Source organism: Psychrobacter coccoides (genome assembly GCF_017498085.1).
Taxonomy (GTDB): domain Bacteria; phylum Pseudomonadota; class Gammaproteobacteria; order Pseudomonadales; family Moraxellaceae; genus Psychrobacter; species Psychrobacter coccoides.
Genome location: NZ_JAGBKM010000013.1, coordinates 1 through 26,863, shown reverse-complemented (window position 1 = coordinate 26,863; position 26,863 = coordinate 1). Strand labels below are relative to the sequence as shown.

Here is a 26,863-nt window from a genome sequence, read left to right as displayed (position 1 = left end):
AGCAGGCTCGCAGCGGTTTTAAACAAGCCGAAGATTGTATCATACTGCAGTGGAATTACAGCCGATAAAAGTCGCCATAGAAGATATTACGGTGACAAGTCGTGCCTTGCTGTGTCGCTGTAGCTAGAGGCAGTGTAGAAGCATATTCTAGCTTTTGTATCGGTTTTAAAGTAAATCGACTATATATTAATAGAGGTTTTCTCTATCCAAGCGCTTGTTTACACCAGTAGCCAATACAATAGGGTAAATATAGGGACCCCGATTAACAGGCTGTCTACTCTATCGAGTACGCCACCGTGTCCTGCCAATAAAGTCCCCGTGTCTTTGACACCATGCTGACGTTTAAACGCTGACTCTATCAAGTCTCCAGCGATGCCACTGACTGCCAGCATATAGGCTGCTAACAGACATAGCCACCAGCTAAATGGCGTTAGCCAAACTCCAAGTACTGTAGCCAGGAGAGCGGATAATAAGCTGCCAAAAACAGCGCCTTCGATACTTTTGTTAGGGCTAATTTTAGGAGCAAGACCACGTTTAAACAGCTTGCCTTTGAGTAGCTTGCCACATAAGTACTGCGCTATATCGTTGAACTGGCTAGCGAATAAAACGAAAAGCAAAACACCGTATTGTTCTCGCTGCCACGTCAATTGTTGTAAAAAAATCAGGCTGATAATAAGTAAAATAAAGACGCTAGCAAATAATACATCTAAAAAGTTTAAATAAAAAAAAGGCTGGACGCCACGTTGTCGATCCAGTTCAGGCTCGTCTAGGGTTTGGGTTTGCTTTTGAGGAATGGGTAGGGCTAAGGTATGAGCTTGTAACCCCCGTGCTTTTAGCTTGCTAATCAGTCGCGCTTTACTTTCAGATCGCCAGAGACGACTGATTTCATAACTGCCACGCAGACCAATCAGAATAAAAAAAGCAACCAGCAGCCATTGATAGGGATACTGTTTATCAATAGGGCTGTTACTTCCAGTCGTCTTAGCAATCAGATAACAGCCACACAGCAGCGCCAGCATCCACCACCATGAACGTGCAATAAGATAAATAGTCGGCAGACGAGCACGCCAATATGGGAGAGCGAGTACGCCCCAAACCACGCTAACCACAGTCATCAGTACGATTAAAAATAACGTATCGGTAGCTACCATGGCGAGGCTCTGGTTAAAGTTTTAAAGTATGCTCTAGCACATGCTATAAGCTCCTAAGCTAAAAGTCTACAACGTATTTTATAAAAAGGACGGTATGCTGTTAACGTTAGCTTGCCATCATCGGATGTTCAACACGCCTTGATAGAAGTTAAAGCGCTTACAAGCCTGTCCGTTTTATGAGGTGCGAAAGGTTTAATGACACTGACTTTGGCGTCTTTTGTTAGCGTAGGATAGTCATAACGATAATGACCCCCTCGACTTTCGCAGCGCTGGTAAGCTGACTGAATGATCAGGGACGCCAACTGTAATTGTCGTGATAGCTGCCACTGAGTTAAACAACCAAACCCATAAATCCCATCCGTTTTATCCGTAGTATCAAGATGAGCTTGCCAACGTTGTATCTGTATTAAAGCGCTTTTTAGTAACGCAGCACTACGCACTATACTCATATGACTGCTCATCAAGGCTTTTAATTGAACAATGATGTCTTTAGCATGGACATCATCGTCGGCAGCCGCCTCTTGAGAAGACAGATGAAAACGAGAAGGAATGATGATAGCAGTGACGTGAGTGTCCAAAAGGTGAGGCGTACGCCATGTCTGATCTGTCACGTATTTTGGCAAGTGCCCTGCAATGCGCCGCCCAATCACCACACACTCTAATAAAGAGTTACTGGCCAAGCGATTGGCACCATGCAGACCCGTATAGGCCACTTCACCAGCCGCATAAAGCCCTGGAACATCGGTTAGACCATCAGCACAAGTGACCACACCGCCACAGCTATAGTGCGCAGTAGGAGCGACTGGAATGGGATCAGTCGTGATATCAATACCCAGAGTCAATAACGTCTGATAAATCTGCGGAAAGTGCGTTTGTAAAAACCTAGCTGGCAAGTGACTGACATCAAGATGCACGTGGCCCAAACCATTATGGTTAATTTGCTCAGCGATGGCACGTGCCACAATATCTCTTGGAGCAAGCTCTGCACGTGCGTCGATATCTAGCATAAAGCGTTTGCCAGTTTTGGGACAGTACAGGCGACCACCTTCACCCCGTAGAGCTTCGGATATCAAAAAACGACTGTCGTCCAATGCCAAACCTGTCGGATGAAATTGAATAAACTCTAAGTTTGCAAGACGGCAACCTGCTTGCCATGCCATCATCAGCCCATCACCGACACAGACGTCGGGAGCACTGGTACGCTTAAACAGTTGCCCCAAGCCGCCACTGGCCAGTACGACTGCACGACTGCGAAAACTAATTTGCCGTTGGTTATGATGATCAAACACCAGCGCCCCTTGACACCGGCTGTTGTTACTGTCTTTTATGAGCGTGAGTGCTTCATGATAGGGTAAAATAGAGATATTAGCCGCAGACTGTGCGTTAGCCATTAATGTTTCCATAATATGGCGGCCAGTTGCGTCATCAGCATGAGCGACGCGCCGGCGACCATGGCCACCTTCTTTGGTTAAATGCAAGTCGCTGATCTGCAGTGGCGCCAAAGTGTCTTTTTGACAAACCTGAGTAAAAGGCACGCCTTGCTGGCAGAGCCACTGCACAGCGTGTTGACCTGCACTTAATATATTGGCCGTATTATCAACTTCACATAATCCTGCACCAGCAGTGAGTGTATCAGCGATATGATCAGCGACACAGTCGTTTTTAGCCAAACTGGCAGCGATACCGCCCTGAGCATAATGGCTTGAACAAACCTCTATGGCTGCTTTACTTAAAACGGTAATGCGCAAAAACTTTGGTAGTGCCAATGCGGTGGTTAATCCTGCAAGGCCAGCACCAATGATAAGTACGTCTGTTTGCTGAGCATCATCAGCGTTATAGGTATGGTTTGTATTATCGGCTGTACACGCCTCACTCATATTAGGCCGCTCCTACATTAGCAAACAGGGCTCGGTCTTTGACGAGGTCACCACTGGCCTGTACACGCTGCTGCTGACTTTCGGCAAAATCAAGCATGCGCTGTAGTGGTTTTTTTGCGGCAGCCGCCAATGCTGGGGTCATCAATACCTCACCACTATGCTGCGTCAAGCATTGCTCAATACCTTGTAGGCCATTCATCGCCATCCAGGGACAAAACGCACAGCTCTTACAGCTGGCACTCTCACCAGCCGTCGGTGCCGCTAAAAAACGCTTATGGGGTGAGTGCTTTTGCATCTCGTGTAATATACCAAGGTCAGTTGCAACGATAAAAGTATCGTCATCCATCTCATAAGTTGACTTAAGTAATTTGCTGGTCGAGCCGACCACATCAGCAAGCTCAACCACGTTATCAGGAGACTCCGGGTGTACCAAGACTTTTGCCTGTGGATGCTCCGCCTTTAGCTGCATAAGCTCTGTGGCTTTAAACTCATTATGTACCAAACACGAGCCTTGCCATAAGAGCATATCTGCACCAGTCTCACGGGCGATATATTTACCCAAGTGGCGATCGGGCCCCCAGATGATTTTTTCGCCTTGTGCATGCAGGTGACGGACGATATCGATGCCAACTGATGAGGTTACTACCCAATCTGCACGTGCTTTGACCGCAGCGCTGGTATTGGCGTACACCACCACGGTACGATCAGGATGGGCATCACAAAAGGCTGAAAACTCATCCGCCGGGCAGCCTAGATCAAGCGAGCATTCAGCTTCCAAGTCTGGCATCAGTACGGTTTTTTCCATACTCAGTATTTTGGCAGATTCGCCCATGAAACGTACACCCGCCACTACCAATGTTTGGGCGCTATGCGCTTGGCCAAACCGTGCCATCTCCAGCGAGTCACCGACACAGCCACCCGTGGCTAAGGCCAAATCCTGAATAAAAGGATCGACATAATAGTGCGCAACCAATACTGCATTATGCTCTTGCAATAACTGCTTGATATTGGCTTCTATTACCAGACGCTGCTCACGCGGCAGCTCGGCCGGTATCTTTGCCTTGGCGTATTCAATATTTAATTGAGTGTTGCTGCGATTGTCAGCGCTTAGAGTCGGTGCGTCATAAGGATAGGTTTTCATTGGGGCAAGCCTCCGTTGCGATAGCCATAATAAAATGTGCGCATGTCGAGAGAGTAAAACAGAGTAAATACAACTGTTCAGAAATAACGTGCTTTTAATTATGCTCATTTTGAGCATAAAAACAAGTGTTTTTTTGAAGTTTACTATTTGGCTGACAGCTATCGGCGGTGTGTTACTGTAACTTTTTCGATGCCATTTGGGCGTTTGCCTAAAGTGATTCGACTTTTTAAACAAAAGAGCAATGGCTGCTGTTACAGCAATAATTACCGTCAATTTTTACGATAAACCCTAATTCACGCTATACTGAGGTCTGTTTTAGTCATCATTTCATTTAATCTGAGGGTAATCATAAACGACCATGACGTTGTCTTATTCACATGCGCATCAGCAAGGTAGTGGCACCACAGAAGTGGTGGCGGTATTGATTGCTATTACTGATCATACCGCACGGGTGTTAACTGTAGACCAAGGTAAGCTATTGCCCAACGGTCCACTTATGCCATTACACCGCTCCTTGCAAGCAGGTGTGCGACAGTGGGTTGAAGAACAAACTCGGCAGCCACTCGGTTATCTTGAGCAGTTATATACCTTTGTGGATACCAGCCGCCGCAATAGTGAGGGTCATGCGCTGGTTTATGTCAGTTATCTGGGATTGGTGCAAGAAGCGCAAGTGCCGGAGTTGCCAAGCCAAGCAGTATGGCAAGATTGGTATGACTATTTTCCATGGGAAAACCATCTAGAAGGTGTGCCCAGTATGATCATGGATTTTATTGTGCCCAAACTATTGGCTTGGGCTGATAAGGCCGAAGATGTTGTCTCTCAGCATCGCCGTCGTCAACGCATTCGTTTATGTTGGGGATTGAGTGAAAGCTTGCTGGAGGATGTCACGCTTAATGCTGGTAAGGCAGACCACGTATTGGCCAGTCTTCCAGACACATTAGAAAAACAACAAGATGTCAGTGAATGGGTAGCAGAGCATGTACTCCTACGCTATGAGATGCTTTATGAAGCAGAGCTTATCCCTGAAGCCCCGGGTTATCAACCGAGTAAGCTACCTGACAACTGGACACAAATGCTGGGCACACCTATGTATTATGACCATCGCCGTGTCATCGCTACAGCCATCTCTAGACTGCGTGCCAAGATAGAGTATCGACCGCTGATATTTGGTTTGATGCCTGACGTGTTTACTTTATTACAGCTACAGCAAAGTGTCGAGGCACTGTCAGGGGTGCGGCTGCATAAACAAAACTTCCGCCGTTTATTGGATTCACAAAACCTAGTGCAGCCAACGGGTGACAGTAGCAGTGCTCAGCGTGGACGACCTGCCAAGCTTTACCGTTTTTGCCATGATATCGAATTGCAGAGTTTACTTATGGATAGCAAATTACCCAAACGCAAATAAATGTCAGTCATTAGGGCGTGTCCTCAGTTCAATCGAAGGATACCTAAATGGGCTAAAAATGGCTAAATATTGCCAAACAGCGCTAAATAGCTAGGTAATATCCCGATATTATCTGCGCTATTTTCCTTGTTTAACGGCAATTTATCTCATTTTTATGACCATTTTTAAAATGAAGACACGCCCTAATATAATTGCGACTTTTTGTTGCGAGTGTAGCCACTTTACGCTATATTTATGCTCATTTTGAGTTTAAATAAACATAATTGGTAACAATCCAAAATTAGGGGTGGGTATGACGTTTAAAGCACAGCCAATATCAGAGCCAAAATTAGATCGAGTTTTGCTTAAGCCGTTGGTCGAGACAGCATTAGTAGAGGATTTAGGCAGGCGGGGTGATGTAACCTCGCAAGCGACCATTCCTGCTGACAAACAAGCGCAGCTGCAGATTCGGGCGCGGCAAGCCGGGGTAATCTGCGGTATGGACTTGGCGCATTTGTCTTTTACTATGATTGATCAGGACATTGAGTTTGTCGCACAAGTGGCTGATGGTGAGACGGTTGCAGCAGGTACGATACTGGCGACAGTGCGGGGCAATGCCCGTCATCTATTAACTGCCGAGCGTACGGCGTTGAATTTTATGACTCATCTGAGCGGTATTGCGACTGCTACCAGACAGGTCGTCGATAGTGTGGCTGATTACTCAGTGCAGATTACCTGTACACGCAAGACCATTCCGGGACTACGCATAGTACAAAAGTATGCAGTACGCTGCGGCGGCGGTCGCAATCATCGTCTGGGTTTGGATGATGCAATCTTGATAAAAGACAATCATATTGCGATCGCTGGCGATATCACAACTGCCATTGCGCAGGCAAAAGATTTTGCAGGTCACTTGATACCAATCGAAATAGAGGTCGACACCTTAGAGCAGTTGGCGCAGGCGCTCGATGCTGGGGCGGACTTAGTATTACTGGACAATATGACACCTGCCACGCTAAAAAAAGCAGTGACCATGTGCCAAGGACGTGCAAAAACAGAAGCTTCTGGCGGTGTTACTCCTGACAGTGTGCAGGCAGTAGCAAAAACAGGGGTAGATTTTATTGCGATGGGGTACTTAACGCACAGCACCACAGCATTAGATATCGGACTTGATTTTAGTGCTTAGAGTCTGTTTTGATTTTTTTATCTCACAGATTTTTTATTGCGTTTTTTGATACATTCTCGGTCAGAAATAGTGCCTGATATGGGTATCGGTGTCGATGTTTTATCAAGATAATAATTAAGAGTAAATTGAGCAAAGTTAATGATTTTATTGGCATAACTGCCTATGCTACAATGCCGTTGTTAGATACCTATTGGGTCATTGTGACACTCGCACGATGGCCTTATTTTTTGCTGCATTTTTTGATGAACAAGCGAGCGCTCAGTGGATACTGAAATCATTAAAATCATCTTGGCCTTTGTGGTCTTGATTAATCCTTTTGCAGCTTTGACGCTGTTTTTGGATCTAACTCGTGGCTATTCGATGATAGATCGACGAAAAGTCGCTCGTATTGCCTGTTTGACCATTTTTATTACCATCAGCTTTTTTACAGTAGTTGGTGAGACATTGCTCAAGCTACTTGGTATCTCTATCGGGTCGTTCCAGCTGGCAGGCGGCATTTTGATATTTTTTATTGCGCTCAATATGCTAAATGGTGAAGGCAACCCCGCCAAGCCTGACCAAGAAAACTTCGATGTTGAATACGATAAGTACGCTCCGCCCAGTACTGCTTCTGCGGTAGTGCCTTTGGCGATACCGATGATGATAGGGCCAGGAGGTATCTCAACTGTGATTATTTATTCATCGCAAGTTTCAGGTATTTTGCGGGTTTCTGCGGTGATTATTGCTGGCTTATTGATCAGCCTTTTTTGTTACTTGGCTTTGATGGCAGCAGGACGTATCAGTCGCTTGCTTGGTGATACGGGTATCAATATCATGAGTCGAATCATGGGGATGCTGTTGGCTGCCGTTTCTATCGAAATCATCGTCAGTGGTCTACGCACTCTGTTTCCTCACTTACTATAGATCAAATAAGATCAATTTAAGCAAAAATGTAACATTTTTTATGTTCATTCTTTTTATTATCTTATATTTATCATTGCTAGCACGTATCAGCTGCGACACCTTTAAGCTCAAGGTTTTTATCAAAAAAAGCACCAAGCGACCTATAAGAGAATATTTAAATACATGACGTATTAACTGACTTATGTCTGGTACTAAACTCTATTTTTTACCTGAATACGCCTCTAAATCTACTGATAAGTTACTAAAAGGGGCTTCAAATTATAATATATATAATAATATGTTATAGTTAGGTCCCACTAATTTTAGCAGGAGTGTACTTTGAGTAAGACAAGAATAGCTATCTTAGGCGCAGGTCCTAGCGGTTTGGCACAGTTACGTGCTTTTGAAGCAGCTCGTCTAGCGGGTGTTAAAGACTTGCCTGAAATAGTTTGTTATGAAAAGCAAAACGCTATCGGTGGTATGTGGAATTATAGCTGGCGCACAGGTTTGGATAGAAACGGTGAGCCTGTCCACGGTAGTATGTATCGTTACTTATGGTCAAATGGTCCCAAAGAGTGTTTAGAGTTTGCTGATTACTCTTTTGAAGAGCATTTTGGTCAGCCTATCCCATCGTATCCGCCACGTGAAGTATTAAAAGACTACATCATGGGGCGTATCGATAAACAAGATATTCAAAAATACATCCGTTTTGAGTGCCCAGTACGTTGGGTTTCGTTTGATGATGACACGCAAAAGTTCACCGTCACGGTGATGAACCATAAAACCGATGAGCAAGAAGTTGAAGAGTTTGATTACGTCGTGGTTGCGACAGGTCACTTCTCGACGCCAAACATGCCTTACTTTGAAGGCTTAGAAGCGTTTCCAGGTCGTATCTTGCATGCCCATGATTTCCGTGATGCTTTAGAGTTCAAAAACGAAGATATCCTACTTATTGGTAGCAGCTACTCAGCTGAAGACATTGGTACTCAGTGCTACAAGTATGGAACCAAGTCGGTGACTATCAGTTATCGTTCGCAGCCATTAGGATATGATTGGCCAGACGGTATTGAAGAAGTGCCCTTGGTGACTCATTTCGAAGACGATGTGGCACATTTTGCTGATGGAACCAGTAAGCAGTTTGATGCAGTCATCATGTGTACAGGCTACTTGTTTCACTTCCCGTTCTTACCTGATGAGCTGCGCTTGCAGACACACAACTGCTTGTATCCTGCCAACCTATATAAAGGCATTTTTTGGCAGCCAAACCCTAAGCTGATTTACTTAGGTATGCAAGATCAGTACTTCACTTTCAATATGTTTGATGCTCAAGCATGGTATGCTCGTGATGTCATCATGGGTGAGATTGAGTTGCCAGACCTTGAAGCCCGTCAAAATGATGAAAAAGAATGGCTTGAGACTTATGAAAAGACAGTAACGGTCGATGACTCTATTGATTTTCAAGCGTCTTATATTCGTGATCTGACCGACGCAACTGACTATCCGGAGTTTAAAGTTGAGCAGCAAGCTGAGCTTCTAAAAGAATGGCAAGAGCACAAAAAACAAGGCATCATGACTTTTAGAGAACGCTCATACCGCTCTACATTGACTGGCACCTTAGCGCCTGAGTTACCAGAGCCGTGGCTTGATGTGTTAGATGATTCGCTTGAGCACTTCTTAAACCTAGCGTTTGTACAACCAAAAAAACGCAAAAAAGCATCGTAAGCAATCGATGTCTGTCATAGCAAGCAGCTACAAATAAAAACCAAGCACCTTAAGTGTTTGGTTTTTTTATATCTATTGGTTGCAGCGGGTTTGAAATCAGACCCCTTTAGGAGCAATCAAGTACTACTGGTATTCATACAGGTGTTAGCTTTGATACAGATGCCAAGCCAAATAAAACATCAAAACACCTACCCCTGCATCAAGTAGGTTCCAAGCTTTTGGCTTGGTAAATAGGGGTCTTAATAATCGAGCGCCATAGCCAAGGGCAAAAAAGAAAAAGAATGAAGCGCTTACCGCTCCAATGCCAAAGGCCAACTTGCTGCTAGCCCCAGTTGAAACCATGCCAACGAGCACCAATGTATCTAAATAGACATGTGGGTTTAGCCAAGTAAAACCAAAACACAGAAGCAATGCTTTTTTTAAGCCAGTCACCGCTTGTCCATCGACTGTGATAGCGTGTGATATGCGCACACTGGCATATAAGCTTTGTAATCCGTAGCCGATTAAAAACACCATGCCTGCAATTTTGGCGATATTAACTATCTGAGGGTACTGGACAGTTATGGCACCAAAACCAGCCACACCAGCAGATATCAATAAGGCATCACTGACAGCACAAAACAAACTGATAAAAAATATGTGTTCACGCTTTAGGCCTTGCTTGAGAATAAAAGCATTCTGTGAGCCGATCGCAATAATAAGTGATAACCCAAGTAAAAAGCCAGAAATATAATCAGGAGCATTCATAGGATGATGTGGTCATTATGGTAGAGAGGGAGTGGTGACATTTTGCTTACTGGCAGAGTGATTAAAAGCTGCTAAGATACGTGATTAAATGAAAGCATGCAATACGAGTAGAATATGAAAGTAATGAACCGAGGAGCAGGGTAGGTCATGGTCGTAAGTTTGACGAGGATGCTACAGTCATTTGGGCAAGCGCAAGATGACTTGCCAGCACAAGCGGTTAAAAACGCTCAACAATCGGCTGTGTGTTCTGGCGTAGTCAATAAGGGTGACAGTGATGTAGATAATCATGAAAATACCGCTATACTGACGCCTCCTGAGCGTGCTGATAGAATCTGTGATGCTTTAGCACGTATAAGCGATGTCCATTCACCAACGCCGCTGACAGATCGTTACCTTGCCAATCGGGCCCAGATGCGCTCGATAAACCGCCCTCCTTTTGACCCCGATACCTTATGGTATCTCAGATATGGACGTTGTCCGATTATGACAGAGCTTGTGGACGTGGTCGATGAGGCCACTTTGAATGCCATGCCTATCGAGGCGGTGGCTATTTTGGACCGAATTAACGGTAAGCTGAAGCGCTATCGTGATTGGAGTGGTGAGTTAAATGAACAGCAACAACAACAGCATAACGAGCGTCAGTTCGTCATTGATAAGCTGGTGTCAGAGAGCATTCCAGAGGCGTTATATCATTATGAGCAATTACAACGCTTTAGCCCGCATCGAACCAAAAACAATATGGTGCAGGGCAGTATGACTGCAGGAGACATGCTGACGGATTTATTTTTAGAGATTGACTATGAGTTGGATGAGCTGCTCGATGAGTTGCACCAAACAGTGATGAATAAACTGGCTTCAACGCATCGCTATGTCAAAAGCCGTACAAAGAACTAGCTTAAACATCAATCATAATAGGTTTAAGCCGTAATAAGTTTAATATCAATATCAATAACAAGGACATGACAAGGATACTCTGATGACCCAAGCAACAGCGATGCTAGTGATGTTCATCTTATACGGTATATTGCCAGCAGCTGGATTATACCTGGGCTATCTTGGTGTTAAAAAAATCACAGCACCCAAAATGCTTGAATATAAAGCCATGCCGCAGTTGGGCTACATTCCTGAAAAAAGCTTACCCAACGAGGTGACAACAGCGCTTGCGCAGATTGACCAAAAAGGCGAAAAGTTAAGGGTAATCTATGGTGATACTAATAATGATGGGAAGATCGATGACAGTGATACTGTGAGTGAGACTTACATCATGATTCAAAACCTAATGGACAAACATATCCCACAAGCGGTCGCTGACTATCGCCGCTTGCATGACTTGGACGGTGCCCGTGCTGACAATACTAAAATAAAACATTCCGATGTGACTGGTAAAGAAGCGTTGCTCGAAGTGCTAAGAACGATCAATACTCAGTTTGATGACTTGTTAGATGCTTCTTATCATCAAGATGGACAAAAGTTGCTGGCCACCCATCGTTACTTGCAACAGCGTTTTGATAACCCTGTATCTAAAGTGCAAATACTCGAAAGCACTCGGCTCAATGATCAAGCCAAATCAGCCGCGGACAAAGGTAATACATAGTGCTGTGCCATACATAATACTATATAGAAGGTGGGTGATATTATAAACATAGATGAGGGGTAAGTATGAGTATACTGTTGGGCGTTGCTGGTGTAGCGAGCACCATCACGGTCATCTATTTAGGTAGAAAAGGCTGGCATGCTTTACATAGAGCAGTTGGTATTACCCCCGGTGTGCTGACTTATCAAGACTATAACACGCCCTTATCTTTAAACACATTGAACTGGCAGCAGTTGGATTTGACCAAAAAACACCTCAAAGTGCTCACCGATGGACAACTGCGTCAATTACAAAGCATTGATAAAAAATTAGCGATTTATCAAGAGTATCAGCAAAGTACAGAACAACAAAAGACCATCATCGTCAATGAAGAACACTTTATCTTGCATAAACTGGTCTATACTCGCTTGCCTGAAATACTAAGCACTCATTATCGCTTTATAAGTACCGCTACCAGTATTAATAAGCAAACGACTAAGCAAAATAAACAGAATGAGGCAATTGAGGTCTTACAGGAGCTACTATATAGTATTGAAAAACGTTTAGATGAGCTTCTTAGACAAATAGAGACACAAAACTTGCAAGATTTGCGTATCATGAGACGCTATTTAGACAGTCAATCGTAGTTAATATATATAGTCAAGGAATTTTAAAATCGCTATAAGGCGACCGACGGCAGATAGTACACTAAGTACATCTGGGGCGGGTAACACCGTAGCGGTTTAAAAGTGCTCCGACTATAGCTTGCAAATAGCCATGCATCAAGAAATACCAATAAAAAAGCTGCCAATCATTGATTAGCAGCTTTTCTTATGAGTATCATATTGGCATACTGAACCAACGTGGCCTAAGATTGATTACTACGGTTACCAGTATGACGTGAACGACGATCAGAAGCACTCGAACGGCCTTTGGATTTAGCACTACTGCTGGCTTTAGTATTGCTGTTACGATTATCAGAGCGCCGTGCTTTTAATGGCTTATTTTTAATACGCTCTTGTTTTTCTTTGGCTGTACCCTGTAGACCAGTACCATGACGTGGGCGCAAGCTGACTAGGTCAGTAAGCGTATTGATCTCTTTTTTATCCAACTCTAAAAAGCGTCCTGTACGCAGCTCTTTTGGTAGCGAAATAGTACCGTAACGTGTACGCAATAAGCGACTGACCTTAAGGCCTTGAGATTCAAACAAGCGGCGCACCTCACGATTACGCCCTTCTTTTAGTTTGACGTGATACCATTTATTAACACCATCACCCCCGCCTTCTTTTATATCTTCAAACTGTGCCATACCATCTTCTAGCATAACCCCAGCCGTCAGGTTTCGAGCGATATCTGGCGTGACTTCACCTAATACACGTACCGCATATTCCCGTGTCACTTCATTAGAAGGGTGCATCAATCGATGCGCCATTTCACCATCATTGGTAAATAAAAGTAATCCGGTAGAGTTAATATCTAAGCGACCAACCATTACCCAGCGGTCATGGGTCAGTTTTGGTAAGCGCTCAAAGACAGTCGGACGGCCTTCAGGGTCACTGGCTGAGCAGATCTCGCCCTCAGGTTTATAATAAGCCAAGACCCGACGACGTTTTTCGTTTTCAGCAGTGTACTTGATCAGACGACCGTCAACACGAATCTCATCGCCCTGTCCCACCCGGTCGCCAATGGTAGCAGGACCGCTATTGACAGATACACGACCAGACTTAATGACCTCTTCCATCTGACGACGTGATCCTAAGCCCATGCGAGCCAGTGCTTTTTGTAGTTTTTCATCTTTCATATCAGTTACCTTGAATCGGTTGGTTTACATTTCGCAATGTATAAGATTGAGCCCTCTATTCTACGCTATTTTTTGAGAGTTGGTGCCTAAATCACTGTTTTTTCTTCGAATGTCGTGATATCGAAGACTTGTTTTCAGAAAGCAAATATTTTTTTACTTTACTTCGGTTGGAAGACTGAGGTGAGTTTGGTTTTTTTGCTTGACTTACGGCACAAAAAGTCAGGCTCAAATCGTAGTTAACAGAAGTCAAATTTAGTATTTACCCTAGATATAAATAGATAAATATTTAGTAATACTTTAGTCAAAACCATGATGTTTTATTTTTTTTAATGACATTTTATACCGATAAAGTGGGTTTTTATACCGTTTACTCTAAAAGTTATCATTTATAACAGCTATCTTTTGTTGGCTAATTTAGTCAATAAATAGACAGGCGGGTTGGTAAATTGTTGTTTATACGAGTATTATATTAATACCTATTTATAACTATCTACAAAAGTTCTTAGTATTGCAGAATAACTATTTTACGTGTAGGTTTGGTAATTATTAATTCGTTTTTTCACATATAATATATAATGGCTGACTTTTGCTTATCGACACTTAACTTTTGAACACGGATCTGAGTGACTATTATGTCCTATAACCACAAAAACTCTTTATATCAGTCTGCTAGATTGAAAGGCGCAATGTGTCTATTACTCACAGGATTGCTTTCTGGCTGTACTATTAATTCAGGGCTTCAGGCTGGACAATTGCCTGTCTCTGGTAGTTTTATAGCTGAGAATGGATTGCATTTTAATATTCAGCCTATAAATTTAGCCACCTTACCACCAAAGAAAGTCGCTACTTCAAATAATGACTTGCATCGTTTGATACAAACGTCTGGATATATGGATTATCAAATTACTCAAGGTGATGTTCTAAACATTTTTCTTAGTGGCTATCCAGATATTACACCTAGTGCGACATCTGGATTTCTAGTGGATCAACAAGGCTTCGTTCAGTTTCCATTGGTTGGGCGTGTCAAGGCTAGTGGTTTGAGCGTTCCACAGTTTACTGCAAACCTGAAAGGACAATTACAACGCTATTTAAAATACTCTGACCCTCAGGTTAACGTTGCTGAATATCGTGGTAATAAGTTCTTTATTGACGGTGAAGTAGAGCAACCAGGTGAATTTGCTATTACAGACACACCTGTATCCCTGTACAGCGCCATATCTCTAGCAGGGGGAGCAACAGCCGCTGGTGACTCCAATAACATAACACTGAATAGGGATGGTAAGAGTTACTCTTTAGGTCTTCAATCACTGAGAGAGCTAGGAGTTTCAGCAAATCAAATCTATCTACGAGATGGAGACTCTGTTCATGTGAACAGCGAAACTCGTAATAAGGTTTATGTGTTAGGAGAGTTAGGTAGGGTTGAACCTGTTTTGATACCAGAGCAAGGCTTAAGCTTAGCCCATGTCATAGGCGAGTCTAGAGGATTAGACTCTAATACTTCTGATGCTGCCAAAATATATGTTGTCCGAGATAATCCCAATAATGGTATGACCAATATTTATTATATAGATATGAAAACAATAACGAACTTTGCACTGGCAAATCGTTTTGAGATGCAGCCTAACGATATTCTATATGTAGATCCAACAGGGTTGGCTCGTTGGAACCGTGTTATCAGCTTGCTACTACCTTCTACATCTGCGATTTATAGTATCTCACGTATCTAACAAAAGTGGCTTACTGTGGATTTTAAAAATATATTAATAGTGTGTGTAGGTAATATATGTCGCAGCCCAATGGCTGCGGCCATGATGGCAAGTAAGTATCCATTGAAAGAAATCAATTCTGCTGGAGTATCGGCACTGGTAGGCTATCCTGCCGATTCTATTGCAATTGAAGTAATGGCTGAATATGGCACTGATATAAGTAACCATACTGCACAACAAATAGATGAGTTACTGGTTAGAAACGCTGATCTGATTTTGACGATGTCAATAAAGCAGAAAAGATGGATTGAAGAGCAGTGGCCACATTGCCGAGGTAAAGTTTTCAGAATTGGGCATTGGATAAATAAAGATATAAAAGATCCATATGGTAAAGACAAGCAAGCATTTGAGGTTGTTAGAAGGGATCTTGAGGATAGCCTTGAACACTGGGTTTATAAAATTAGCTAAATAGTGGGTCATATATGAATACACAATCAAAAAGTCTGTCACAACCTACTGTCGATCGTGATAACAATGAGAACGACTTATTTACAGCATTTTTGGTGTTGTTAAGAAACTGGAAGATAGTTATCGCCTTTTTATTGTTAGGGTTAATACTAGGTTTTTTATACACACGTTATGTTAATCCTACATTCAAATCAGATGCTTTAGTACAAATAGATAATGAAACTCAGGGTGTGTCAGGGCTTGGAGCGAATATCTCAGAGTTGGTAGGACCAGAGGTAAGCCCAGCTCAAACAGAAGCTCAGCTCATAAAATCACGCATGGTGTTAGAGCCAGTAGTCAACATGTTGAATCTCCGTATTCGACTAAATGATCCTACTATTGGTCATTTAGACAGAATAAAAAGAGATAGTGTAGGCACACAAGTAAATACCGAAGATACGGTTTCTTTGGATACTAAAAACGGACAAGCGCAGGTAAGTCAGTTTAATGTATCACCGTCATACATTAATAATACGTTTACGCTAGTAAGAAGTGGTGCAGGATTTGTATTGAGTAGTGGGGTTGATGAATTTAAAGGGCAAATGAACCAAGCTCATAAGTTTCAGGGTTCAGGGGGTGAAATTGAAATTACAGTAACAGACCTTCCTGATAATGATCATCCCATAAACATTACTAAAAAGTCTGTAGAAGATATAACAAATGCCTTAGCGAATACTTTGGTTGTTGAAGAGCAGGGAGGTAATACTGGAATTATTCAACTGTCTCTAACAGGCTCTAACCAGCAGCAAGTTAGCTCTATCTTAAGACAAATAGTCCTATCATATATAGACCAAAACCAATCTCGTGGCTCTGAAGAAACCAATAAAACCATTGAGTTCATGGAGACGCAGATACCTATATTAAAACAAAAGCTGGAGGACTCTGAAACAGCATTTAATGAGTTTCGTCAAAAGTATGGAACTATAGATGTTGGTCAGGAAGCACAGTTGCTACTAACAGAAAGCTATCAGATTGATTCACAGCTTAATGAGTTGAACCTAAGAAAAGCAGAGCTAACGACTTATTATACTGCAGAACATCCTCTAGTTATTCAGATTAATGATCAACTTCGTGTTCTAAATGCCAGAAAGCAAGAGATTAAGAATACAGTAACTAGACTTCCAGACATACAAAGAGAGTTTTTAAAACTATCAGAAGATGTTGATATCGATAGAGATATCTATCTAACTATGCTAAGAAACTATGAACAGCTAAAAATCGTTAGAGCTGGTCAGATTGGTTATGCTCGCATCGTTGACTTACCTACAAGTACCTTTAGACCTATTGCACCAAAAAAGTTGCAGGTAATGATATTAGCAGGACTATTAGGTCTTATGCTTGGAATCATTGCAGTAATGTTAAAAAACCTATTCAGAAATGATGTGGTTAAGGATCCCAATAGTATCGAATCTAAGATGGGGGTGCCTGTTATAGCTACAATTCCACGTTCCAAATCACTGAGAAAGCTTAGTAAAAATAATCAGCCTAATGATAGATTGTTGGCTTATGTGGATCAAGATGGTTTGAGCTATGAAGGTATTAAGAGTTTACGAACCTACCTAATGTTTGGTATGCCTAAGCAAAACCAAGGTGCACGTGTGATATTAGTTTCTAGTGAAAGTCCAAATGTTGGTAAGTCCTTTGTAGTGGCCAATTTGGCTGAGGTATTCTCACAGCTAGATAAACGTATTTTGGTCATAGATGCAGATCTACATCTAGGAAGTCTACATCGTACCTTTAATATGAGTGAAGAGTCAGGTTTAGCAGACTATTTTCTGGAAAACGAACATACCGCAACCAGTATTACTCATCCAACACCTGTGGATAATATGGATATTATTCCACGTGGGCAACAAGCAGCTAACCCTGCATCATTATTAGCTAGTGAGAAGTTTGCAAGTCTAATAGAGCAGCTTTCAGCTCATTATGATTATATTATTATTGATTCGCCTCCAGTTTTAGCTGCGACAGATGCTGTTTTGTTATCCCAATATGCGGACAAAGTATTAATGGTAGCTAGACATAATAACTCACTAGAGGGTCAGCTAGGGTATGCAATCAAACAGATGAATAAAGCCAATGTAAAAGTAGATGGTATCGTTCTAAACGATGTGCAGCAAGGAGTTCTGGATAAGCAGAGCTACCACTATGCTTACACATACGGCACTAGTAAATAGCGATAACTTAATAAGTTGAAATCTATGTCTAACAAGCAAAAGCCTAACAATGCTTATTCGGTATCTAAAAACGCTGATAGCCAATGGTATCAGCGCAACGCTAGACGCTTGCTTGCTCTACCAAGAGGAGTTAAGCGTAGCATATTAATAGGTATTGATTACTTAATGTCAATAGTATGCCTATTCTTTGCTTTGTCCTTAAGATATGGCTATATCGACAATCATATTAGTGTATCAATGTTATGCCTCTTCGCATTGCCCCCTGTAATTGGGCTGTATTATATAGGCTTTTATAAAGGGTTATCTAGAATATTCTCTGACACAGCAATGCGTAAGGTCTTACAATTGTTTGTTGTACTTATCATCATTTATGAGGTCATTTATTATTTTGATACCCTGGCATTTATCCCACGCTCAGTACCCATTTTGTACTTATTTTTCTTTTTTATATGGCTATGGGGTATCCGGTTAAGCATACGAGAAGTATTAGAGCTTAGTAAGGGTAAGCAAAGAGATCGTCATGGGAATATTCGTGAAAATGTCATTATTTATGGTGTGGGTTCAGCTGGTCGAGAGTTGTTTGAAGGATTAGAAAGGTCTGATAAGTACCGTGTCGTAGCCTTTATTGATGATGATTTAGAAGTTGCCGGTGGTTATCTATATGGCAGGAGGATATATGCTGCCAACAAGGTATTTGAACTGATAGATAAAAGAAACATATCACAAATATTTTTGGCGCTGCCGTCAGCCAGCCGTGCTCGTCGCCGGCAAATCATTAATGATTTTTCAGAGGTTCCTGTAAAGATCAAACAGTTACCAAGCTTACACGAAATTGCTGATGGTAAGGTGACTGTCAGTCAAATGAGACCAGTCAATATCCTCGATGTACTAGACAGACAAACTGTTGAGCCTGATGATGTATTGTTAAGCAAAAACATCAAAGGTAAAAATGTTTTAGTCACTGGTGCTGGTGGCTCTATTGGTAGTGAATTATGTCGACAGGTTATAAAAAATAAGCCTCAATGTTTGATACTTTATGAGCTTTCTGAATATGCTTTATATGTTATTCATCAAGAGTTAAAGGCTCTAAAAGCCAGTAATATTATAGATGAAGACGTTAAAGTCGTTGGAATGCTTGGGAATGTTACTAACGAAGAGAAGCTACTTAAAGTTTTTGAAGAATATAAGGTAGATACAGTATACCACGCTGCAGCTTATAAGCATGTGCCGATCGTTGAGAGCAATCCTTTTGAAGGCGTTATTAACAATGCCAAGGGGACTTATCATTGTGCTTATGCAGCCATGCAAGCTGAGGTCGAAACTTTTGTACTTATTTCTACCGACAAAGCGGTTAGACCTACTAATGTTATGGGGGCCTCTAAACGTTTAGCAGAGTTGGTTTGTCAGGGACTGAGTCAAATGAATACTAAAACTTGTTTTAGTATGGTGCGTTTCGGAAATGTACTTGGATCATCTGGCTCTGTGATTCCTCTATTCACCAAACAAATTGAAAAAGGCGGTCCTATCACAGTTACTCATCCTGAAGTGACACGCTACTTTATGACTATTCCAGAAGCAGCAAGTCTTGTTATTCAAGCAGGTGCTATGGCAAAAGGTGGAGAGGTGTTCGTGTTAGATATGGGAGAGTCTGTCAAAATTGTAGACTTAGCTAAACGAATGATTCTTTTAACTGGCTATAAGTTAAAAGATAAAAAGAACCCTGATGGTGATATAGAAATTGTTTTTTCTGGGCTAAGGCCGGGTGAAAAGCTTTATGAAGAGCTTATCATCGGTGATGGTAATGTTCAAACCACCCATCATCCTTTGATTCGTCAAGCAATAGAAGATAGCTTTCCATTAATGGAAATAGAAAATATGTTGTCTCAGCTGATACATAGGGCGCAGCCACATGATGTGGAATGGTTGAAACAAGAGCTTACTTATTTCGTTGAAGGCTACCACGAAGGTACTGCAATTTCTTGAACTATATTATAACCAATGGACTTTATACAGAACGCCTCAAATCATTTATAGAATTTTATAAAGGAATACTATGAGAAATATTAAAGATACAAAAATAGCTATTATTGGACTTGGTTATGTGGGTCTACCTTTAGCAGTTGAATTTGGAAAAAAAGTACCTGTCATTGGGTTTGATATCAATGATGACCGTATAGCGGATCTACAATCAGGTAAGGATCATACGCTGGAAGTTAGTGATGAAGAGTTGCAGCAGGCAAACTATCTGAGTTATACCTCTGATATTGAAGTACTAAAAGAGTGTAATTTCTTTATTGTGACTGTACCGACACCCATTGATGACTTTAAACAGCCTGACTTAACACCTTTGATAAAAGCTTCGGAATCTATAGGTGGCATCCTCAAAAAAGATGACATTGTTGTTTATGAGTCCACTGTATATCCAGGTGCTACAGAAGAAGTCTGTATTCCTGTGCTGGAGGATATATCTGGGCTGATTTATAACCAAGACTTTTATGCCGGATATAGTCCTGAGCGTATCAACCCAGGTGACAAAGAGCATAGAGTTACTAATATTTTAAAGGTTACAGCAGGATCTACACCTGAAATAGCAGACTTTATTGATGATGTGTATAACTTAATCATTACTGCTGGCACGCATAAAGCACCAAGTATCAAGGTTGCTGAAGCAGCCAAGGTTATCGAGAACACACAAAGAGACGTTAATATCGCTCTAATAAACGAATTAGCAGTTATCTTTAACAAAATGGATATAGATACTGAGGCGGTATTGACTGCTGCAGGTACTAAATGGAACTTCCTACCATTCCGCCCAGGCTTAGTAGGCGGTCACTGTATCGGTGTTGACCCATACTATCTAACACATAAAGCACAAGCTATTGGCTATAATCCAGAAATTATACTTGCTGGACGCCGTCTGAATGATGGTATGGGTGAGTATGTCACCACTCAGCTGATAAAGAATATGATAAAGAAACGTATTCAAGTAGAGGGTGCGAAAGTCTTGGTACTTGGGCTTAGCTTTAAAGAAAACTGTCCAGATGTCCGAAATACAAAGGTCATCGACATTGTTCATGAGCTGCAAGAATACAATATTGCAGCTGATGTCTATGACCCATGGGTGGATGCAGAAGAGGCTGAGCGTGAGTATGGCGTCAAACCAATCAGCAAGCCTCAAGAAGGATACTACGATGGCATCATATTAGCGGTAGCACATGATGAATTTACCGATATGGGTGCGTCTAATATTAGAAAGCTTGGTAAAGATAACCATGTACTTTACGATCTAAAATATGTTTTTACAAAAGAAGAAACAGATATTCGTTTGTAAATATAAGACTTGTAGACAGTAAAGGGAGATCGCAATGCAATATGAAGATGTGAAAAAGAGCCTGAGTAATACGCCTAAAACGTGGCTAATAACTGGTGTGGCAGGATTTATTGGCTCAAACTTGCTCGAAACGTTACTCAAGCTAAATCAAAAAGTTGTAGGTTTAGATAACTTTGCAACTGGATATCAAAAAAACCTAGACGAAGTGCAGTCATTAGTATCTGCCGAGCAGTGGCAACAGTTTAAGTTTATTGAAGGAGATATTAGAAATATAAAAGATTGTCAGCATGCATGTAATGGTGTTGATTACGTGTTACATCAAGCGGCATTAGGTTCTGTACCTCGCTCTCTTGCTGATCCTATTACTACCAATGAGACGAATATCTCAGGATTTTTAAATATGTTAGTAGCGGGGCGTGATGCGCAAGTATCTAGCTTTACTTATGCAGCCAGTAGTTCAACATATGGAGATCATCCTGCATTACCAAAGGTAGAAGACGCCATAGGTAAACCTTTGTCTCCCTATGCTGTGACTAAATATGTAAACGAGCTATATGCAGAAGTGTTTGCGCGTAGTTATGGCTTTAAATCCATTGGCCTTCGTTACTTTAATGTATTTGGAAGGCGTCAAGATCCAAATGGTGCTTATGCTGCAGTTATTCCTAAATGGACCGCTGCTATGATTGAAAACGATGATGTGTATATCAATGGCGATGGCGAGACCAGCCGTGACTTCTGCTATATCGATAATACCGTACAGGCAAATATATTGGCGGCAACAACTACTAATGATGATGCAAAAAACCAAGTTTATAACGTGGCAGTAGGTGATAGAACAACCCTAAATGAGTTGTTCAGTTCAATTAAATCAGCATTAGCTAGTAGTAAAGTTATTTATGACAAGCAGCCGGTATATCGAGACTTTAGAGAGGGCGATGTCAGACATTCGCAAGCAGATATTAGTAAAGCGAAAAACTTATTAAGTTATGCGCCTCAGTTTGATATCAGTAAAGGCATCAATAGAGCAATGCCTTGGTATGTTAACTCCTTAAATGAATAGTTGGGTTTTATGATTGATAAAATTCGCAATATATTGCGTAATAAAGATAACAACCAACTAATCAAAAACTTCTTTTCGTTATCTGTTTTAAAGTTAATTAATGCTGTCTTGCCATTTGTTACTTTACCTTATTTAATTAAAGTATTAGGGATGCAGCAATATGGTGCAATTGTATTAGGACTAGCCTTAATTGCATACTTTCAGGCAGTAACAGACTATGGATTCAATCTCTCTGCGACACGTGAAATAGCAAAGCATAGGAGTAGTAACAATCAGCTGACCCTTATTTATAGCAAAATAATGTATACGAAAGCATATTTACTTACATTTGTTTTACTAATATTAATACCTGTGATTTTCATTGTTCCTCAATTCAAAGAAGATTTGATTGTATATTTGCTAATGTGCCTGATGTTGATAGGTGAGACTCTATTCCCTGAATGGTTCTTTAGGGGGGTTGAAAAGATGGGGTATATAGCTGGTCTAAATTTAATAGTTAAGCTTTCATTTACTATTGGAGTCTTTGGATTAATTAATACGCCAGAAGACTACTGGTTATATCCCTTGCTACTAGGAGTAAGTTATATTGCTGTAGCAATTATTTCGCACTATATAATATTCAAAAATTTTAAATTGCGTATTGTATATATAGGTTTGATCAGAGTGAAGAAGACTTTGAAGGTTGGCTTCCCACTATTTGTTAACCAGTTTGTTCCAAATCTATTCAACAATACCACGAACTTTCTTGTTGGGATGATACTGGGTAAAACCTATGCTGGTTATTTTGGAGCTACCAGACAGGTGGTGCAATTACTGACAGTTTTTGACAGTGTGGTGTCCAGTGTAGCATTCCCATACCTGATTAGATTTAAAGACAAGTTTCATGTATTTAGTAAGCACTATCTCATATTAGTTGCTATTGTATCGACTTTTTTGGTTATTGTTCATCAGTATATTTTCGATATTATTGGAATAAAGTATGAGTATGATTCAGAAGTATTTTATGTATTAATACTGGGTTTTTTATCTATTGTTTGTTACACAGTATATTCTACCAATTACTTGATCTCTAGAGGTCACGATAATATCGTTATGAAGCTTACAATATTAACATCCTTAGTTGGCTTTATTCTATCATTCCCTCTAATCCAATATTTTGGAATACTTGGTGGAGCTATGAATATATTTATAAGTCAGTTTATCTTAGGTTCAGGCTCATATTTTTATTATAAGAAAATTGAAAAGAAAGGAACGTTATGAAATTCAGAAAAGTCGTAAAAAATAATACAGTTAAGGCTTGGAATTTTTTGTCGGTTTACTCTGGTTTTTATAAAAGCCATAAATCGATATATAATTCTTCTAAGTTCGAAAAAAAGGAGTTAACTAAAGAAGAAAAAAAGCTATATTGGGAATACTGGAAAAGGGTGTCACCAATTATTAGCTATAAGACGGTCGAGATATCCAAATCCCTATCAGGTGAATTTGACAAACGGATTGTCCCTGAGGAATTTTTTCCTTTATATATTGAATACTCGCTTAACAGGGATAGGAATATAAATTTCTTAGCAAACAAAAGTGTTTATAATAAATGGTTTGGCCAAGGTGTGTTTCCCAAAGATTTCTTTCATAAGGTAGATGGGGATTATTACTCACATGATCTTATTTTAATCAATAATATTGATGGTTTTATTGAGGAGATGATAGATGACACCGATTTTCCTATTGTAATTAAACCTAATAAAGAAAGCTATGGGGGTAAGGATGTTTATTTCGTTAATAGTATAAATGAGATAAAAGAAATAATAAGTCAGCACCCTAACTTAGTTGTTCAAGAAAAAATAAAGCAATCAGAGTTGATTAATATTTTTAATAAAGACAGCGTAAACACTGTTCGCGTGTGTCTCTATAAAGACGATGACGGAGTCATGCATATGCTCAATGCAAGCTTAAGAATGGGTAAAGATGGAAGCTTAGATAATATGACTGATGGAGGTATTGTATGCAATATCAAATCAGATGGGACATTAAATGGATATGCAAACGACATACTAGCAACAAAGTATTTAAGCCATCCTAATTCTGGCTATGTTTTTAAGAATAAGGAATTTCCTCTATATGATGAGTTGGTTACAGTCAGTAAGTCGATTGCTAGAGCCGTAATAAATGCTCGTTTAATTAGTCTTGATATGGCCTTAGATGCTAAACAGAACTGGCGTTGCATAGAAGTTAATTTGGCTGGTCAAACTATAGAATTTCCTCAAAACGCCGGTTTTCCATTCTTTGGACAATACACAGAAGAAGTAATAAATGGCCTAAAGTTGAATAAGTAGTAGATATAGTCAGTTCAAAATAAAAAGCTATGAATATTTCACGTGCTACTGTTATAAGTATTCTTTATGTGCGGCTTACACAGAGTCTACGCAAAATCCATCCCAATAGCACCGTAACACTTTTAAATTGAGTTGACTACAGTAGTCTTCAATATTTAATAAAGCGCTTTAGGTTATTTAAATAAAAGAAGGTACTTGATATGGAGCTTAAAAGTTTAGTAAAGAATCAAGCTGTAAGTACATGGAGTTTTATTTCAGTGTATTCCGACTTTTTTAGAAGAAATCAGTTAATTTATAGTTCAGAGTTTTTTTGCGAGTTTAAACTTACAAAGCAAGAAAAGAAGGAGTATAGTCGATACTAAATAAAATAGATACACTGCATTAACACGCTAGACTGGGATAAATTTTTTGCAGCCTCTGTCTGCGCAGGTTCAGCACGCAAGAAAAACTTATCCCAGTCTAACTGTATTCTTTTTATACTGACCTGACTATATTATGATTATTGGAAATCAATATCACCAATAGTAAATTTTAAAACAGTCGAGATTTCTAAGTCATTATCTAGATCTTTTAATAAAAAAATTGTCCCAGAAGAGTTTTTGTATCTATATATCGAACCCTTTTTGAATGATCAAAGTTACACTGGATTTTTGGAATATAAGAGTATCTATAACAAATGGTTTGGTCAAGGTGTATTTCCTAAGGATTTCTTTCATAAGATAGACGGGGGATATTATTCTCAAAATTTTGTTTCAATTGAAAGTATAGATGGTTTTATTGAAGAGACGATAAATGAAACCGACTTTCCTATTGTAATTAAACCTAATAAAGATAGCTATGGTGGCAAAGATGTTTATTTTGTTAATAGTATAAATGAGATGAAAGAAATAATAAATCAGCACCCTAACCTAGTTGTTCAAGAAAAAATAGAACAATCAGAGCTTATAAACACTTTCAATAAAGACAGTGTAAATACTGTTCGAGTATGTTTATATAAAGACAAAATAGGCGGGTTTCATGTGATTAACGCTAGCATACGTATGGGGATAAATGGAAGTTTAGACAATCTATCAGATGGCGGAATTGTATGTAATATAAATTTATCTGGAAAGCTAAATGATTATGCAAACGATAGGTATGGTAAAAAGTATTTGAAACACCCAAACTCACAGTTTGTCTTTAAAGATAAGGTGTTTCCTCTGTATAAAGAACTTATTCAAACAAGTATAAAAATTGCGAAAGAAACCTTAAGTGTACGCTTAGTTAGTCTTGATATGGCATTAGATTATCATAATAAATGGCGTTGTATAGAAGTAAATCTAGCTGGTCAAACTATGCTGTTTGCCCAATTTGCAAACCAACCATTTTTTGACAGGTATAGTAAATCTTAGATAAAACCGATACAATATTTATAACCAATTCATTTAGTGAAATAAACGATGACCTATTCAATCGACTTTCGCAAACAAGTGTTACGAAGCATTACCGATGGCATGACCATTCGAGAAGCAGCTAACTTTTATCAGCTTAGCACAAGCTCGATTCATAGCTGGCAGCAGAGCTTAGTTCCTAAAACAACCAGAAATAAAGCACCGACTAAAATATCAAATGAAGCCTTACTGAAAGATGTTAAGCAGCATCCAGACGATTATATGTACGAGAGAGCACAGCGTTTAGGCTGTAGTAAGTCAGGCATAGAAGCCGCATTAAAACGCCTTAGCATCAGTCAAAAAAAAGACCTTAAAACATCCAAAAGCCTGTTTGATAAAAAGAGCTAAGTATCTCAATCATTTAAGTAATTATATGACTCAAGGCTATCCCATCGTTTATATGGATGAAAGCGGCTTTGAGGCTGAAACTATCAGACCTTACGGCTATGCACGGATAGGTAAACCCTGTGTCGACAGCTACAACTGGCAAGCAAAGAAGCGTACGAATGTCATCGGTGCTCTCTATAAAAAAATGCTGTTTGCGCTTGATTACTTTGAGACCAATATCAATAGTAATATATTTTATGACTGGTGTAAGTTCACACTTATTCCAAGTCTTAAAACCAAGAGCGTGATTGTCATGGATAACGCTCGGTTTCATAAAAGCAGACGTATCCAAAAACTACTCAACAGACATGGCCATCGTATTCTTTGGCTGCCGCCGTACAGCCCTGATCTGAACCCTATCGAGAAGAAGTGGGCACAGGCTAAGTTTCTACGCCAAGGGTGGATGGAGAATAATCTGCCTAAACTGTTTCAGGATATGGGCTGTTCCAGTTTTATTGTGGATTGACTATA

At 40.4% G+C, this 26,863-nt stretch carries 23 protein-coding genes; 18 read left to right on the top strand and 5 right to left on the bottom strand.

Translation table 11 applies throughout. From position 1 onward, the window contains the following. Positions 1–218: 218 nt before the first annotated feature. The 3 genes from J3492_RS08055 to nadA all read right to left on the bottom strand — a co-directional run bounded on the left by J3492_RS08055 (position 219) and on the right by nadA (position 4,169). Positions 219–1,151: a phosphatidate cytidylyltransferase gene (locus J3492_RS08055; protein ID WP_207991376.1), complete on the bottom strand. Its 933-nt coding sequence runs from the start codon at positions 1,149–1,151 to the stop codon at positions 219–221. Between the two features lie 128 nt (positions 1,152–1,279). After that, entirely contained in the window at positions 1,280–3,028 is a 1,749-nt protein-coding gene (gene nadB, locus J3492_RS08050) for an L-aspartate oxidase (RefSeq protein WP_207991374.1), read from the bottom strand. Between the two features lies 1 nt (position 3,029). After that, the gene (nadA, locus tag J3492_RS08045) at positions 3,030–4,169 is read right to left on the bottom strand and encodes a quinolinate synthase NadA (RefSeq protein ID WP_207991372.1); all 1,140 of its coding nucleotides are present in this window, start codon (positions 4,167–4,169) and stop codon (positions 3,030–3,032) included. A 358-nt stretch (positions 4,170–4,527) separates the two neighbouring features. Between nadA and J3492_RS08040 the strand changes: the two genes are divergently transcribed. The 4 genes from J3492_RS08040 to J3492_RS08025 all read left to right on the top strand — a co-directional run bounded on the left by J3492_RS08040 (position 4,528) and on the right by J3492_RS08025 (position 9,343). Next, a complete protein-coding gene (locus tag J3492_RS08040; RefSeq protein ID WP_207991370.1) occupies positions 4,528–5,574 on the top strand; it encodes an NUDIX hydrolase in 1,047 nt (348 codons plus the stop codon). Between the two features lie 292 nt (positions 5,575–5,866). Beyond that, positions 5,867–6,739, top strand: a complete 873-nt coding sequence (nadC, locus tag J3492_RS08035) for a carboxylating nicotinate-nucleotide diphosphorylase (RefSeq protein ID WP_207991368.1) — start codon at positions 5,867–5,869, stop codon at positions 6,737–6,739. Between the two features lie 261 nt (positions 6,740–7,000). Then, the gene (locus tag J3492_RS08030; protein ID WP_207991366.1) at positions 7,001–7,642 is read left to right on the top strand and encodes a MarC family protein; all 642 of its coding nucleotides are present in this window, start codon (positions 7,001–7,003) and stop codon (positions 7,640–7,642) included. Positions 7,643–7,960: 318 nt separating this feature from the next. Beyond that, the gene (locus tag J3492_RS08025) at positions 7,961–9,343 is read left to right on the top strand and encodes an NAD(P)-binding domain-containing protein (protein WP_207991364.1); all 1,383 of its coding nucleotides are present in this window, start codon (positions 7,961–7,963) and stop codon (positions 9,341–9,343) included. 144 nt (positions 9,344–9,487) lie between these two features. On the opposite strand, the gene J3492_RS08020 is transcribed toward J3492_RS08025, so the two are convergent. Continuing rightward, positions 9,488–10,090 carry a LysE/ArgO family amino acid transporter gene (locus tag J3492_RS08020; RefSeq protein ID WP_207991362.1) on the bottom strand — a complete coding sequence of 201 codons (603 nt, stop codon included), beginning with the start codon at positions 10,088–10,090 and terminating at the stop codon, positions 9,488–9,490. A gap of 147 nt (positions 10,091–10,237) precedes the next feature. On the opposite strand from J3492_RS08020, the gene J3492_RS08015 reads away from it, so the two are divergent. From J3492_RS08015 to J3492_RS08005, 3 genes are all read left to right on the top strand, one after another. After that, the gene (locus J3492_RS08015) at positions 10,238–10,984 is read left to right on the top strand and encodes a hypothetical protein (protein WP_243453173.1); all 747 of its coding nucleotides are present in this window, start codon (positions 10,238–10,240) and stop codon (positions 10,982–10,984) included. An 82-nt stretch (positions 10,985–11,066) separates the two neighbouring features. Then, positions 11,067–11,684 carry a hypothetical protein gene (locus tag J3492_RS08010; protein ID WP_207991353.1) on the top strand — a complete coding sequence of 206 codons (618 nt, stop codon included), beginning with the start codon at positions 11,067–11,069 and terminating at the stop codon, positions 11,682–11,684. Positions 11,685–11,749: 65 nt separating this feature from the next. Beyond that, positions 11,750–12,310: a hypothetical protein gene (locus J3492_RS08005; RefSeq protein WP_207991351.1), complete on the top strand. Its 561-nt coding sequence runs from the start codon at positions 11,750–11,752 to the stop codon at positions 12,308–12,310. Between the two features lie 221 nt (positions 12,311–12,531). On the opposite strand, the gene rluB is transcribed toward J3492_RS08005, so the two are convergent. Then, positions 12,532–13,464, bottom strand: a complete 933-nt coding sequence (gene rluB / locus J3492_RS08000) for a 23S rRNA pseudouridine(2605) synthase RluB (RefSeq protein ID WP_207991349.1) — start codon at positions 13,462–13,464, stop codon at positions 12,532–12,534. Between the two features lie 632 nt (positions 13,465–14,096). Here rluB and J3492_RS07995 point away from each other — a divergent pair. The 11 genes from J3492_RS07995 (at position 14,097) to J3492_RS13210 (ending at position 26,858) form a co-directional block, all read left to right on the top strand. Continuing rightward, complete coding sequence (locus J3492_RS07995; RefSeq protein WP_243453172.1) at positions 14,097–15,191, top strand: polysaccharide biosynthesis/export family protein; 1,095 nt, start codon at positions 14,097–14,099, stop codon at positions 15,189–15,191. Positions 15,192–15,206: 15 nt separating this feature from the next. Further along, the gene (locus tag J3492_RS07990; protein WP_207991347.1) at positions 15,207–15,638 is read left to right on the top strand and encodes an arsenate reductase/protein-tyrosine-phosphatase family protein; all 432 of its coding nucleotides are present in this window, start codon (positions 15,207–15,209) and stop codon (positions 15,636–15,638) included. 14 nt (positions 15,639–15,652) lie between these two features. Beyond that, complete coding sequence (locus tag J3492_RS07985) at positions 15,653–17,854, top strand: polysaccharide biosynthesis tyrosine autokinase (protein WP_207991345.1); 2,202 nt, start codon at positions 15,653–15,655, stop codon at positions 17,852–17,854. A gap of 24 nt (positions 17,855–17,878) precedes the next feature. Further along, positions 17,879–19,837, top strand: a complete 1,959-nt coding sequence (locus J3492_RS07980; RefSeq protein WP_207991340.1) for a polysaccharide biosynthesis protein — start codon at positions 17,879–17,881, stop codon at positions 19,835–19,837. Positions 19,838–19,907: 70 nt separating this feature from the next. Further along, positions 19,908–21,185, top strand: a complete 1,278-nt coding sequence (gene tviB, locus J3492_RS07975; RefSeq protein WP_207991338.1) for a Vi polysaccharide biosynthesis UDP-N-acetylglucosamine C-6 dehydrogenase TviB — start codon at positions 19,908–19,910, stop codon at positions 21,183–21,185. 34 nt (positions 21,186–21,219) lie between these two features. Further along, positions 21,220–22,245 carry an NAD-dependent epimerase/dehydratase family protein gene (locus J3492_RS07970; RefSeq protein WP_207991331.1) on the top strand — a complete coding sequence of 342 codons (1,026 nt, stop codon included), beginning with the start codon at positions 21,220–21,222 and terminating at the stop codon, positions 22,243–22,245. A 9-nt stretch (positions 22,246–22,254) separates the two neighbouring features. Continuing rightward, the gene (locus tag J3492_RS07965; RefSeq protein WP_207991324.1) at positions 22,255–23,505 is read left to right on the top strand and encodes an oligosaccharide flippase family protein; all 1,251 of its coding nucleotides are present in this window, start codon (positions 22,255–22,257) and stop codon (positions 23,503–23,505) included. Next, the gene (locus J3492_RS07960) at positions 23,502–24,575 is read left to right on the top strand and encodes a sugar-transfer associated ATP-grasp domain-containing protein (RefSeq protein ID WP_207991317.1); all 1,074 of its coding nucleotides are present in this window, start codon (positions 23,502–23,504) and stop codon (positions 24,573–24,575) included. Before J3492_RS07965 ends, J3492_RS07960 begins: the two co-directional genes overlap by 4 nt. Positions 24,576–25,198: 623 nt before the next feature. Next, positions 25,199–25,966, top strand: a complete 768-nt coding sequence (locus tag J3492_RS07955; RefSeq protein ID WP_207991315.1) for a sugar-transfer associated ATP-grasp domain-containing protein — start codon at positions 25,199–25,201, stop codon at positions 25,964–25,966. Positions 25,967–26,014: 48 nt separating this feature from the next. Further along, entirely contained in the window at positions 26,015–26,353 is a 339-nt protein-coding gene (locus J3492_RS13215) for an IS630 transposase-related protein (protein ID WP_243453171.1), read from the top strand. Further along, complete coding sequence (locus J3492_RS13210) at positions 26,337–26,858, top strand: IS630 family transposase (protein WP_243453170.1); 522 nt, start codon at positions 26,337–26,339, stop codon at positions 26,856–26,858. Before J3492_RS13215 ends, J3492_RS13210 begins: the two co-directional genes overlap by 17 nt. Positions 26,859–26,863 lie beyond the last annotated feature (5 nt).

What these genes read in the sequence shown, in the direction of transcription:
- J3492_RS08055 (WP_207991376.1), bottom strand. Translation starts at nt 1,151, where the DNA reads ATGGTAGCTACCGATACGTTATTTTTAATCGTACTGATGACTGTGGTT.
- nadB (WP_207991374.1), bottom strand. Translation starts at nt 3,028, where the DNA reads ATGAGTGAGGCGTGTACAGCCGATAATACAAACCATACCTATAACGCT.
- nadA (WP_207991372.1), bottom strand. Translation starts at nt 4,169, where the DNA reads ATGAAAACCTATCCTTATGACGCACCGACTCTAAGCGCTGACAATCGC.
- J3492_RS08040 (WP_207991370.1), top strand. Translation starts at nt 4,528, where the DNA reads ATGACGTTGTCTTATTCACATGCGCATCAGCAAGGTAGTGGCACCACA.
- nadC (WP_207991368.1), top strand. Translation starts at nt 5,867, where the DNA reads ATGACGTTTAAAGCACAGCCAATATCAGAGCCAAAATTAGATCGAGTT.
- J3492_RS08020 (WP_207991362.1), bottom strand. Translation starts at nt 10,090, where the DNA reads ATGAATGCTCCTGATTATATTTCTGGCTTTTTACTTGGGTTATCACTT.
- J3492_RS08015 (WP_243453173.1), top strand. Translation starts at nt 10,238, where the DNA reads ATGGTCGTAAGTTTGACGAGGATGCTACAGTCATTTGGGCAAGCGCAA.
- J3492_RS08010 (WP_207991353.1), top strand. Translation starts at nt 11,067, where the DNA reads ATGACCCAAGCAACAGCGATGCTAGTGATGTTCATCTTATACGGTATA.
- J3492_RS08005 (WP_207991351.1), top strand. Translation starts at nt 11,750, where the DNA reads ATGAGTATACTGTTGGGCGTTGCTGGTGTAGCGAGCACCATCACGGTC.
- rluB (WP_207991349.1), bottom strand. Translation starts at nt 13,464, where the DNA reads ATGAAAGATGAAAAACTACAAAAAGCACTGGCTCGCATGGGCTTAGGA.
- J3492_RS07995 (WP_243453172.1), top strand. Translation starts at nt 14,097, where the DNA reads ATGTCCTATAACCACAAAAACTCTTTATATCAGTCTGCTAGATTGAAA.
- J3492_RS07985 (WP_207991345.1), top strand. Translation starts at nt 15,653, where the DNA reads ATGAATACACAATCAAAAAGTCTGTCACAACCTACTGTCGATCGTGAT.
- J3492_RS07980 (WP_207991340.1), top strand. Translation starts at nt 17,879, where the DNA reads ATGTCTAACAAGCAAAAGCCTAACAATGCTTATTCGGTATCTAAAAAC.
- tviB (WP_207991338.1), top strand. Translation starts at nt 19,908, where the DNA reads ATGAGAAATATTAAAGATACAAAAATAGCTATTATTGGACTTGGTTAT.
- J3492_RS07970 (WP_207991331.1), top strand. Translation starts at nt 21,220, where the DNA reads ATGCAATATGAAGATGTGAAAAAGAGCCTGAGTAATACGCCTAAAACG.
- J3492_RS07965 (WP_207991324.1), top strand. Translation starts at nt 22,255, where the DNA reads ATGATTGATAAAATTCGCAATATATTGCGTAATAAAGATAACAACCAA.
- J3492_RS07960 (WP_207991317.1), top strand. Translation starts at nt 23,502, where the DNA reads ATGAAATTCAGAAAAGTCGTAAAAAATAATACAGTTAAGGCTTGGAAT.
- J3492_RS13215 (WP_243453171.1), top strand. Translation starts at nt 26,015, where the DNA reads ATGACCTATTCAATCGACTTTCGCAAACAAGTGTTACGAAGCATTACC.